This window comes from Hydrogenophaga sp., from assembly GCF_035481345.1.
GTDB lineage: Bacteria > Pseudomonadota > Gammaproteobacteria > Burkholderiales > Burkholderiaceae_C > Hydrogenophaga.
In genome coordinates, this window is sequence record NZ_DATIGV010000003.1 from 1 (window position 1) to 10,846 (window position 10,846).

Here is a 10,846-nt window from a genome sequence, read left to right on the forward strand (position 1 = left end):
TCCGCCCTGCTCGACCTGCTGGGCCAGCACCTGGAGGTGCCCGTGGCCGCGCTGCTCGGCGAAGGCCAGCAGCGCGAGTCGGTGGAGATGCTGGGCTACCTGTTCTTCGTGGGCGACCGCACGAAGACCGACCTGCCTTACGTGGACCCGGCCAATGAGCCCGACGGCGCCGACGCCTGGTGCCGCCTGCGCCACGACAAGGCCATGACGCCCGAGGCCATCGTGCGGCTGGCCGAAGCCGCGCGCGAGCGCTACGGCTTCAACGACTTCAAGCTCAAGGGCGGCGTGCTGCGCGGCGACGAGGAAGTGGACGCCGTCACCGCGCTGCACGAGCGCTTCCCCGAGGCGCGGATCACGCTCGACCCCAACGGCGGCTGGCTGCTCAAAGACGCCATCCGCCTGGGCCAGCGCATGCGCGGCGTGGTGGCCTACGCCGAAGACCCCTGCGGCGCCGAGGACGGCTTCTCCGGCCGCGAGGTGATGGCCGAGTTCCGCCGCGCCACCGGCCTGCCCACGGCCACCAACATGGTCGCCACCGACTGGCGCCAGCTCAGCCACGCGCTCTCGCTGCAGTCGGTCGACATCCCGCTCGCCGACCCGCACTTCTGGACCATGGCCGGCAGCGTGCGCGTGGCCCAGACCTGCCGCGACTGGGGTCTCACCTGGGGCTCGCACTCCAACAACCACTTCGACGTGTCCCTGGCCATGTTCACGCACGTGGGCGCGGCCGCGCCGGGCAAGGTCACGGCCATCGACACGCACTGGATCTGGCAGGACGGCCAGCGCCTCACCAAGGAGCCGCTGAAGATCGTGAACGGCCACGTGGCCGTGCCGAAGAAGCCCGGCCTGGGCGTGGAGCTGGACATGGCCGAGGTGGAGAAGGCCCACCAGCTCTACCGCCAGCACGGCCTGGGCGCGCGCGACGACGCCACCGCCATGCAGTACCTCATCCCCAACTGGCGCTTCGACCCCAAGCGCCCCTGCATGGACCGCTGAGACCGATCCCGTCTTAGGATCGCGCCTTCCATCCCCACAACAACAAGGCATTCGCATGCGACCGAACCGACTGCGCGAGATCTGGGCCAACGGCGGCGCCGTGGTGAACGGCTGGCTCGCCATCCCCAACAGCTTCTCCGCCGAGACCATGGCCCACCAGGGCTGGGACTCCCTCACCATCGACCTGCAGCATGGCGTCATCGACTACAACAGCATGGTCCCCATGCTGCAGGCCGTCAGCACCACCAACACCGTGCCCGTGGTGCGCGTGCCCTGGCTGGAGCCCGGCATCCTCATGAAGGCGCTGGACGCCGGCGCCTACGGCGTGATCTGCCCCATGGTGAACACGCGCGCCGACGCCGAGAAGCTGGTGGCCTACACCCACTACGCGCCGCGCGGCACGCGCAGCTTCGGCCCCGTGCGCGCCCTGCTCTACGGCGGGGCCGACTACCCGAAGCACGCCAACGACACCATCGTCACCTTCGCCATGATCGAGACCGCGCAGGCGCTGGAGAACCTCGACGACATCCTCTCCACGCCGGGGCTGGACGCCATCTACATCGGCCCGTCCGACCTGTCGCTCGCGCTGGGCTGCAACCCCACCTTCGACGAACTCGACCCCAAGGCCGCCGAGGCCGTGCAGCACATCCTGGCCCGCGCCAAGGCGCACAAGGTGGTGGCCGGCATCCACAACGGCTCGCCCGAGGCCGCGCTCAAGCGCATCGCCATGGGCTTCCAGTTCGTCACCGTCAGCTCCGACGCGCGCCTCATGGCCGCGGGTGCGCAGCAGGTCGTCAACACCATGCGCGGCGGCGTGAAGGCCGCCAAGCCGCCGCAGGGCTACTGAGCACGCACCTCAACACGGAAGGAACCACATGAAAGTCGGATTCATCGGCCTGGGCATCATGGGCACGCCCATGGCCCTGCACCTCGTCAACAAGGGCCACCAGCTGTTCGTGCACACGCGCAGCCAGGTGCCCGAGGCCGTCACCGCCGCCGGTGGCGTGCGCGTGGACAGCGCCGCCGCCGTGGCGCGCGAGGCCGAGGTCATCTTCACCATGGTGCCCGACACGCCCGACGTGGAGGCCGTGCTGTTCGGCAAGAACGGCGTGGCCGAAGGATTGAGCAAGGGCAAGGTCGTGGTCGACATGAGCTCCATCTCGCCCATGGCCACCAAGGCCTTCGCCAAACGCATCAACGAACTCGGCGCCGACTACATCGACGCGCCGGTTTCGGGCGGCGAAGTGGGCGCCAAGGCCGGCACGCTCACCATCATGTGCGGTGGCGATGCGGCCGTGTTCGAGCGCGTGAAGCCCTTGCTGGAGTGCATGGGCAAGAACATCACCCTGGTGGGCGGCAACGGCGACGGCCAGACCACCAAGGTGGCCAACCAGATCATCGTGGCGCTCAACATCGCGGCCGTGAGCGAGGCCCTGGTGTTCGCCAGCAAGGCCGGCGCCGACCCGGCCAAGGTGCGCGAGGCCCTCATGGGCGGCTTCGCGGCCAGCCGCATTCTGGAAGTGCATGGCGAGCGCATGATCAAGCGCACCTTCAACCCCGGCTTTCGCATCAAGCTGCACCAGAAGGACCTGGGCCTGGCCCTGCAGGGCGCGCGCGAGCTGGGCGTGGCCCTGCCGCAAACGGCCAACGCCGCGCAACTGATGCAGGCCTGCGCCGCGCACGGCCTGGGCGAGCTGGACCACTCCGCCCTGGTGCAGGCGCTGGAGATCATGGCCGAGCACCCCGTGGCCAAAGGCTGAGCGGGCACGGGCTTTGCCGTCGGCCCCCAGGAAAGGGGTACCGATGGGCGAAGCCGATCTGGTCAAAAGTCGACGCGCGCTGCTGCTGATCGACTTCATCAATCCGTTGGACTTTCCGGAAGCGGGCGCGCTCGCAGCGCCCGCGCTGGAGGCCGCCCGGGCGAGCCGGCGCCTGGCCCAGGCCGCGCGCACACAGCGCATTCCGGTGATCTACGCCAACGACAACTTCGGCCGCTGGCAATCCGACTTCCCGACCATGGTGAAGCGGCTGGGCCAGGGGCGCGACCTGAGCGCGTCCATCGTGCGCCTGCTGCGGCCCCGGCGCGGCGACCTGACCGTGCTCAAGCCCATGCACTCCGCCTTCTTCGGCACGCCGCTGGACATCATCCTCGATCACACCGGCGCCCGCTCCGTGGTGCTGGCGGGCCTGGCCACGGACATCTGCATCCAGTTGACCGCGGCCGATGCCTTCCTGCGTGGCCTGAAGGTGCACGTGCCCGAAGACTGCACGGCCGCGGAGTCGCCGCAGAAGAAGGCGATCGCGCTGGCCTACATGCGCGACATCCTGAAGTGCGACACGCGGCCCTGGCGCAGCTTGCGCTGGCACCGCGCCTGAGCACGCCGGGCACGTGGCTTGCCGGGCATGAGGCGCCCCCCTCGCTCTGGCGACGGGGGTTTGCGATGTCACCCATTCATCCCACGATTCAGGAGATTCCCCATGCCCACCAGCCGCAACGAAGCCGACGCCTGCACCCTGCTGGACACCGACCACAAGGCCGTCAAGAAAATGTTCAAGGCGTACGAAGAGCTCGCGCATTCCAAGGCGCGCGACGCCAGCCAGAAAAAAATGGAACTGGCCCGGGAGATCTGCCATGAGCTCACCGTGCACGCCGCCATCGAGGAAGAAATCTTCTACCCCGCCCTGCGCGAAGCGCTGAAGGAGACCGAGGCCCTCGCCGAAGCCGAGGTCGAGCACGCGGGCGCCAAGGACCTCATCGCGCAGATCGAGGCCATGGACGAGGCCGATGAAATGTTCGACGCCAAGGTCAAGGTGCTGGGCGAGTACATCGACCACCACGTGAAGGAAGAGCGCAACCAGATCTTCCCGAAAGCCAGGGCCGCCCGCGGGCTGGACCTGATGGCCATGCGCGACGAGCTGCAGGCCCGCAAGGAAGCGCTGATGGGCGTGGAGGTCTGAGCCGCCCCTTCAGCCCCCGCCAGGCCTGCTCGATGCCGCCTCAGGGGCTGATGCCTCAGCCGCCAACCCTCAGCACCCCGCCCGACGGAAGCGTCAGCACGTACAGAGCGCCGTCGGGCCCCATGCGCACATCGACGATGCGCTCGTTGCGGTCCGCGAGCAGGCGTTCACGGCCGACTTCGCGTGTGCCGTCGAACTGAATGCGCCACAGGCCAGTGCCGTCGCGCGCGCCGACGAACAGGCTGCCTTGCCAGTGCGCCGGGCTGCTGCCGGTGAAGAAGGCCATGCCGCTCGGTCCGATCGACGATTTCTGGCCACCGGTCCAGGGGCTGCCATCGCTGGTGTCCCAGACCGCCAGCGGCTGCTCCATGCCCGGCTTGCTGGTGCCCTCACCGAAGGGCGTGGTGGTCCCCGGCACCTGGCCGTGGCTGATCACCGGCCAACCGTAGTTGCGCCCGGGCAGCGTGAGGTTGATTTCGTCGCCGCCCTGCGGCCCCGCTTCGTGCGTCCACAGCTCGCCCGTCTCGGGGTGGATCGCTGCGCCCTTCGGGTTGCGGTGACCAAGGCTCCACAGGCCAGGAAGCGCGCCGACGATGACGGGGTTGCCCGGTGCGGGCGCGCCATCGGTGGTGATGCGAACCACCTTGCCATTCCCACTCGCCACGTCCTGCGCGAGCGCGCGCTGTTCGGGCGTTTCGCGATCGCCCAGCGTCACGAACAAATGGCCTTCGCGGTCGAACGCCATGCGTCCGCCAAAGTTTCCGCCTCCGTCGACCTTCGGCTGCCGGTAGATCACCTGGTACGTCGGCACCAGGTCCCCGCTGTCGTCAAGCTCCGCGCGCGCCACAGCCGTGCCCCGGTCCAATGAGCCTCCTGCGCCTTCAGCAAAAGTGAAGTACAGCCGTCGGTTGCTGTCGAAGGCGGGGTCCACCGCCACGTCGAGCAAGCCCGTGTGCTCGGTCCCCACCGTCATCATGGTGAAGGCTGCGTGGTTCAGGTACATGTAGCTCGAACCGTCCGCCTCGTACAGGCGCAAGTAGCGGTCGCTCGTGACGACGATGAAACGGCCATCGGGCAGAAAGGCCATGGCGGTGGGGTTGGAGAAGCCCACAGGCAACTGCGACACCGCGACTGGTTCGGTGGTGGGCGTGAACGTGGGGCCACCACCAGGATTGCCGCCGCCAGGATCGCCGCCTCCAGATCCGTCGCCCGAATCGACGTTGCCACCACCGCCGCCGCACGCGCTCAGCACGCCCAAGGCGAGTACGGAAGCGAGCAACAAGCCGGGCCGCGCCAGCAGACCGGCCCGCCTATCGGCCATGGTCTTCATGAGCTTGTCCTGCTCGTCCTTGCTCTGGCTGCGCCGGTTCCGCTTCCCGAGGCTTTGTCTTGGTGCCAGACGGAGAAGTCCCTTCGGTGCTCGTCGACGCAGGGCGGCCTGGTGTGCGAGGTCTCGGAACCGTGGCGGGGTCTTGCGCGGACTCGGCGTCACGGTAAGCACCGCGTTCATTGAGCCTTCGGTTCACGTCGTCACTGCTGCCGGGTTGAGCATAGTCCTTGCCCCGACCAAAGTCGCCTTGCGGTTGGCGAGGGCTTGCGTACACGCCTCTGAGGTGTTTGATGTGATCGCGAGTCATGGGAACTCCTTCCAGCCAGCTTCGGGCAAACCGTGTGCCCGCGTGGCTCGATGCAGGCTCAGTGCCGCAGCCGGCTCACCTTCCGCCAAGCCTTCCCGAAGGCGCCTCATACAGAAGCCGCCGGCCTGGGGCCTCGTCTACGGGCAGCAGGTCGGTGTTGCGCAACTGCGGGTCTTGCCCCAGTTGGAACAGCACGGGGCCCAGGGCCGGCGACTCGCACGGCGCTGGCGCCCACAGCGCGCCTATCCACTCCAGGGCCCAGCTCGGGCCTGTGTCGCGGCGCCGGTGCAAGCGCGCGATGCCGCTGAGGTCCGCCACGGGGATGCGGGCCAACAGGTCCAGCAGCGTGTGGTCCCAGGCCACCAGCGAGGTCTGCGACAGCTTCTGACCGTTGTAGGAGACGTCGTAGACGAGCAGGTACCAGGGCCGCTCCAGCGCGAGCGTGATGGCGGGCCAGTGGGTCTGGTGCGGGGCGATCTGCGAGGGGTGGAGGTGCTGGACGAGGCCGGGGGCGGTGATGAACACGGGGAACTCCCAAAAAACCGACCGCAAATTGTGCCCCAAACTAGCACACAGCCCGTGTTCGGTGCCAACCTTTTTTGGTGTCTGAACAAGCCGCTGAAACCCCGCACCTCCTGGCCCAGCTGGCGGCGAACCTCCGTGCGCTTCGAGCCCAAGGAAACTGGACCTCCAGCGCGCTGGCGGAGCAAGCGCACATCAGCCGGCGGATGCTTCAACTGCTGGAGCAGGGCCACGTCAACGTCTCACTGCATGCGGTAGACAAACTGGCGCGGGCCCTCGGTGTCACCACGGGGTCACTGCTGGGGAAAAGGCCTGTGGCCCGGCAGGACGGTGATGCCCTGATTGATCAGGTGCTGGCATCAAACCTCGTCTTGGCGAGAAAGAGGTTGAAGCTGACCCAGGAAACCTTGGCTCAGCAATCGGGTGTCAGTAGAGCCGTCATCGCGCACATCGAACGCCAGGCGCGAAACCCATCGCTGCACACACTCGCGAGGCTCGCGGCCGCGCTCGATCTGTCCATCGAGGCGCTGCTGACCAAGTATGTCTGGCGCTGACTCGGGACCGGCGCTGCCTTGTACGTCGCATCTTCAGCGGTAGCTGTCAGCCAATGGTCCAGCGTCAATGCGCGCGCTCGGCCGCTCTTCAGACATTCAGCCGGCGCCAACGAGTCTGCAGTAGACGCTCGACCACCAGTCGCCCGTCCAGACGCTGGTGCATGCTGGGCCCATTCCAGAAGACGCCGCCACGGCGTACGAAAACGCTATCTGAGCTTGTAGAGCCGGCGGCCCATTCCCTTCACCCTTTACCGGGAGCACATGGAGCACGGTGAGCACACGGAGGACAGGAGGACTGGGAGCACCCCGTTTTACTCATAAGTCATTGATCCGGCGAAATTTTTTAAAAATATGCCTGCGGATACACGCAATTAGACCAGTTCAAATACGCGAATATCTGAGAATTCATGCCTTGTGAAGTGCGCGAGCTTGCTCTGAAATGGGTGAGGTCATGCGTATTGACTCCTTGCAGTTGTGTGGCGATGCACGTCCAATTGAGCCCATCAAAACTCAAGACGGACCTCAAGCATGGCAACCCAAAAGCAGTCTCGGCGTCGCCGCCTCAACATGACCGAGCGCGCCGAGGAACAGATGAAGATCCAGTTTCCCGACTACCCCGAGGAACTTTTGTGGAAGCGCTCGCGCAACCACGGCTTCTCGACCATTCCGCGCACGCTACCGCTCGCGATGCAAGCGATCGACGCGCAGTCGAAAGGCCAGCCCGCGGGGCACGTCCTGCTCTGCCTCTGGATCCGCGCTCCGGACCATCCGCTGCTGACAATCGACGCGCCTACCGTCTTTGCGACTGAAGCTGGTTTCGAGGGTGAGCGAGCGGTGGACACGTGGCGCCGTCGCATGCGTTCATTGCGCGACCTCGGCTTCATCGAAACCAAAGAAGGCTCGACCGGCGATTTTCACTACGTACTGCTGCTGAATCCGAACATCGGCGTCGAAAAATTGCAGCGACAGAGCAAGACGCAGACCTCGTTCTACGGTCGCTTCCGTGACCGCCTGATCGACATCGGTGCAGAGCGCGACATCAAGGACTACGACGACTACCTCGAACACTTGGAGTTGGAAAAGGCTGCAGTGGCGAAGGCCGCTGCAAAGAAAGCAGCTATGAAGAAGGCCGAGAAGGCTGACGACGACACGCCCGTGAAGCCGAAACGCTCGAAGCCCAAGGAGACCGAAAAATGACCGCCAAGAAGGAGCCACCCGAAGACGGCGGCCGGTTCGGGCTCGTCGCGCGCTGGGCCGCAGAACCGTACCTGTCATTCAAGGATGACCGCATGCGCCTGTACGCCCTCATCTGCCGTGACTTGCGTCGCATCGCGATCACGGGCTTCTGCGTCTACTCCGGCGTGAACTTTCCGTGGCATACCCTGACTCGCGTCTGGGGGTAGCGCCAGGGGTTTGCACACGATTCCGACACGTACTGGCGTGAACTATCACGGCCAAGACAAGAGATGGTGTTCGACGCTCATGCTGTGCCCGGAACCGCAATCGTGCGTGGAAGTGAATCGCGTGGGACGTCCTGCTGTCGAGAGACGATCCTGCTCAGCGGTCAGGCGTAGAGCAGCAGTACGTAGCTTCATCGCTCGCCTCAACCCTCGGCGCGCTGTGGTGTTGTTGCCGTTCATGACGTAGCCGATCATTGTCGCCATCGGGAGCCCTTTGGCGTATTGACCCGAGACGAAACGCATCAGGCCGTCATCGACGTACGGCCCGCAATAGTTGCGGACTCGAGTCCCATAGGTCACGTTCAGCCGCTTGCACTCGTAGGCCAGATAGACCTCTTCATCGTCCCCTACGGTCAGTACAAAGTCGATGCTGCTCGGCGTGGTCACGTAACCGTCGGCAAGCTCTTCCTGCAGGGAGTACTGGTACTCGATGCGTCCAGGCACTTTCTTGGTCCTTCTGAGGGCACTTACGAGATGCACTGTGATGTGATCCTCATGCGTCATCGCGCCCTTCCTGGATTGCAGTGGCTTGATGCAGACCGGCCATGCGTTTTCGATCGCTTCGGCCATCTGCTCGCCAAGGTCTCGGAAATGAGCGAGCCAGACTCCAGGACTACCCGCGAGCATGAGTCGCCCCTTCCTGACCACGACGAGCAGCGGCCGCCGCCAAGTCCGCGGCGATTTTTTCCGCGTCCGCCAGTGCCGTGGACCGAAGCCAGTGCCGGACCGCTGCGGGCTTCACGAGATACATGTCGCGGCCGTCGACGATACGCAGATCCGGTGTCAGTTGCACGTTGCCAGGCATCTCCATCGAAAGCCTCGCAGCGATCGGCATGAGAAAGTCGGTGAACTCGCTCGAGGTGTTCTCCGCATACGGCGTAACCGCATCACCAATCGTCAGCTTCAACACGGCGACGTCTGTAGCGCGGGCCGCCAACGAGGCGCTGACTGGCACGCTGAAGTGTGGCGCCAGGGCATTGCACAGCATGGCCGCATAGGCCTCACGCTGGCCCGGCGAAGCAGCAGCCCAGATGGGTTGCAGTCCGGCACTGCGCCTGGGCTGCATGGCGGGGATCACTGCATTGAACGTGTCCTCGACGATGGCCACGTCACTGGCGTCGAGGCCGTAGTAATCGAACACCAGGCGGTCGATCTTGCTCAGGAGGTCATCTCGGGCGACAAGCAAATTCTCTGTGCTCGCCACTTCCCCCATGACCAGTGCGACAAGCTCCTTCTCCGCCTTCAGCGCCTTCTCTGGATCCGGCATGTTCTCGGGGACGTCGAATGGAAGCTTCAGCAGCTCACCCTGATGAACCTTCGCTCGGTCGGCACCGAGGTTTGCGGTGTCATGGAAGTAGAACCAGGCCGCCAAGCTGCTGTTCAGCACGGCAGTGAGCACCATCCCTATGTCTGCCTGTCCAGACGGCACGGTCATCGCCTGCAGCGAGTGCTGGAAGACGAAATCTTGATTGCTGAACGCTGCTCGCACACGTCCAACTGCGCGCTCCACCCCTTGGGCAATGATGATGTGAGGACCGCGAAACCCAGCTTCAAAGCCGGCCCGACGCACGAGCGACTCATGCCATGGTGCGCTCTCAATCTTTTGAAGTGCAACAGACTGAAACTGGCTCGCATCCAAGTACGGCAGACGCGTCACGATCTCTGACGTGGTCGTCCGGTAGCCATCATTCTCCAGATGATCGTCCCGTGCTGGTTGAAAGCCCTGCCCAATCACCCAATGCTCGTTGCGGTTGAACTCCAGCTTGGCGCGTTTGAACTCTTGGAACTCGAGAACGAACGACGACAAGGGCGGCATCGTCCGGAGGTATTGCAAGAGACGCTCCTCCGGAGCGCGCGTCCACAACCGCCGCTTGAACGCAGTGGGATCACTTGCCACCAGGTCGGAGCGGAGCGTCAGGCGATCCGCCCGAGAGAGCGTCACCAGCCGCTTGAGTCGAAGGTTGAGATCAGCCTTGGGAACCCAGTACTCGAACCGGTAACTGGTCTTCTGCTCTTGCGGGCTATAGAGCACAAAGGCGGTGGGGCGTGCCGCTCCGTCGAAAAGCTGGAAGCACAGATCCGACAGATTGATGATCCGCCGGACTCTGGACCGCTCCAGCAACATCTTTCGTGCAGCTTGGCTTTCGGTGTTGTGCAAGGCTCCCATGGCTGGCAGCAGGAACGCCACGAGCCCGGCGGCCTTTACGCTCTCCAGCGCTTTCCACACAAACCCCCATGCGATGTCTTTGGCAGGTAGGGGATACCCCTTGGCTTTTGCCCAGTTTTGAGCCGACGTTTCCAATCCTGCACGCCCCTTCCAGGGGGGATTCCCGATGATCACGTCATACGTCGGCGCCTCTTTAATGCTGAAGAAGTCCGTCCCCGGGTGCAGCGTCTTGCCGTACAGCGGCGGCAGCAATTTCTTGGCCTTTATGAGCCTGGGTAGATCCGAAGGACTGGAAAGTTCGAGGAGCGCGATGTAGAGCGAAAAGGCCGCGACACGCACGGCCGACGAGTTGATGTCGCCACCATGCAGCCGACTGGCAAAGCCCTTCAGCTCGGTCCAAGTGGCATGCCGCTTTCCCTTCACGTGGCAGTGGTGGGCAACCAGGCGCTGGAACAACCGCACCAGGAAAATGCCGGAGCCGCATGCCGGATCGCAATAGACACCGAAGGCCTTCTGATCGTCGGTCAGCTCGTCCCAGAGTTAGTTGACGAC

The 10,846-nt window shown here is 64.9% G+C and carries 11 protein-coding genes and 1 pseudogene; 8 read left to right on the forward strand and 4 right to left on the reverse strand.

Annotated elements, in window-relative coordinates; translation table 11 throughout:
* The 5 genes and pseudogenes from VLG41_RS00055 to VLG41_RS00075 form a co-directional block, all read left to right on the forward strand.
* The coding region (locus tag VLG41_RS00055; protein ID WP_325347357.1) for an enolase C-terminal domain-like protein at positions 1–996 on the forward strand (996 nt) is incomplete at its 5' end.
* A 55-nt stretch (positions 997–1,051) separates the two neighbouring features.
* Positions 1,052–1,843 (forward strand): HpcH/HpaI aldolase family protein, encoded by a 792-nt coding sequence (locus VLG41_RS00060; protein ID WP_325347358.1) that lies wholly within the window; start codon positions 1,052–1,054, stop codon positions 1,841–1,843.
* A gap of 13 nt (positions 1,844–1,856) precedes the next feature.
* Positions 1,857–2,756: pseudogene (gene glxR / locus VLG41_RS00065) on the forward strand (2-hydroxy-3-oxopropionate reductase); the annotation flags it as partial.
* Between the two features lie 43 nt (positions 2,757–2,799).
* Positions 2,800–3,372 (forward strand): isochorismatase family cysteine hydrolase, encoded by a 573-nt coding sequence (locus tag VLG41_RS00070; RefSeq protein WP_325347359.1) that lies wholly within the window; start codon positions 2,800–2,802, stop codon positions 3,370–3,372.
* 102 nt (positions 3,373–3,474) lie between these two features.
* The gene (locus VLG41_RS00075) at positions 3,475–3,954 is read left to right on the forward strand and encodes a hemerythrin domain-containing protein (RefSeq protein ID WP_325347360.1); all 480 of its coding nucleotides are present in this window, start codon (positions 3,475–3,477) and stop codon (positions 3,952–3,954) included.
* A gap of 55 nt (positions 3,955–4,009) precedes the next feature.
* Here VLG41_RS00075 and VLG41_RS00080 read toward each other — a convergent pair whose 3' ends face one another.
* Complete coding sequence (locus VLG41_RS00080; RefSeq protein ID WP_325347361.1) at positions 4,010–5,284, reverse strand: PQQ-dependent sugar dehydrogenase; 1,275 nt, start codon at positions 5,282–5,284, stop codon at positions 4,010–4,012.
* A 382-nt stretch (positions 5,285–5,666) separates the two neighbouring features.
* On the reverse strand, positions 5,667–6,116 hold the full coding sequence (locus tag VLG41_RS00085; protein ID WP_325347362.1) for a hypothetical protein: 450 nt from the start codon (positions 6,114–6,116) through the stop codon (positions 5,667–5,669).
* A 77-nt stretch (positions 6,117–6,193) separates the two neighbouring features.
* On the opposite strand from VLG41_RS00085, the gene VLG41_RS00090 reads away from it, so the two are divergent.
* From VLG41_RS00090 to VLG41_RS00100, 3 genes are all read left to right on the forward strand, one after another.
* Complete coding sequence (locus tag VLG41_RS00090) at positions 6,194–6,667, forward strand: helix-turn-helix transcriptional regulator (RefSeq protein ID WP_325347363.1); 474 nt, start codon at positions 6,194–6,196, stop codon at positions 6,665–6,667.
* A 528-nt stretch (positions 6,668–7,195) separates the two neighbouring features.
* On the forward strand, positions 7,196–7,864 hold the full coding sequence (locus VLG41_RS00095; RefSeq protein WP_325347364.1) for a hypothetical protein: 669 nt from the start codon (positions 7,196–7,198) through the stop codon (positions 7,862–7,864).
* A complete protein-coding gene (locus VLG41_RS00100; RefSeq protein WP_325347365.1) occupies positions 7,861–8,070 on the forward strand; it encodes a hypothetical protein in 210 nt (69 codons plus the stop codon). Before VLG41_RS00095 ends, VLG41_RS00100 begins: the two co-directional genes overlap by 4 nt.
* Before the next feature lie 45 nt (positions 8,071–8,115).
* On the opposite strand, the gene VLG41_RS00105 is transcribed toward VLG41_RS00100, so the two are convergent.
* Positions 8,116–8,697 carry a hypothetical protein gene (locus VLG41_RS00105; RefSeq protein WP_325347366.1) on the reverse strand — a complete coding sequence of 194 codons (582 nt, stop codon included), beginning with the start codon at positions 8,695–8,697 and terminating at the stop codon, positions 8,116–8,118.
* Positions 8,698–8,740: 43 nt separating this feature from the next.
* Positions 8,741–10,822: an HsdM family class I SAM-dependent methyltransferase gene (locus tag VLG41_RS00110; RefSeq protein ID WP_325347367.1), complete on the reverse strand. Its 2,082-nt coding sequence runs from the start codon at positions 10,820–10,822 to the stop codon at positions 8,741–8,743.
* Positions 10,823–10,846 lie beyond the last annotated feature (24 nt).